The 604-nt window shown below is 70.0% G+C and carries 1 protein-coding gene; it reads right to left on the reverse strand.

Annotated elements, in window-relative coordinates; all coding sequences use genetic code 11:
• Nucleotides 1-604: AMP-binding protein (locus tag D7Y21_RS41350; protein ID WP_147469546.1), on the reverse strand; the 604-nt coding region annotated here is incomplete at both ends.

A 604-nucleotide genomic window follows, 5' to 3' on the forward strand; every position in this document is an offset into this window, starting at 1 on the left:
CCCTGGGCCACGCTCGGCCCCGACACCCAGATTTCGCCCACCTCCCCAGGCCCACGCCGCTCCAGCGTCTCCGGGTCCACGATGGCGATTCGCTGCTCCGCCAGCGTCTGGCCACACCCCACCAGCGTGCGCGCACCAGACTCCGCCGCGCCCACTTCCTCCGCGCGATGCCGCTCCAGCGCCGCACCTGCAATCGTCACCGACACCGGCGGCGCCGACTTCTCGCCTCCGGAGACAATCAGCGTGCCTTCCGCCAGCCCGTAGCACGGGTAGAAGGCCTCGCGCCGGAAGCCACTGGGGCCAAACGCCTCCACGAAGCGCTCCAGCGTCTCCGGACGAATCGGCTCCGCGCCGCAGAACGCCACCTCCCACCGGCTCAAGTCCAACGCCCGCCGCTGCTCCGGCGTGCTCTTCCTCACGCACAAGTCGAACGCGAAGTTCGGCCCGCCGCTGATGGTGCCTCCGAAGCGCGACACCGCCTCCAGCCACGCCATCGGCCTCTTGAGGAAGGACATCGGCGACATCAACGTCACCGGGAAGCCCCCGTACAGCGGCTCCAGGATGCCGCCGATGAGTCCCATGTCGTGGTACGGCGGCAGCCAGA

The sequence above is a fragment of the Corallococcus sp. AB045 genome (assembly GCF_003668895.1).
Taxonomy (GTDB): Bacteria; Myxococcota; Myxococcia; order Myxococcales; family Myxococcaceae; genus Corallococcus; species Corallococcus coralloides.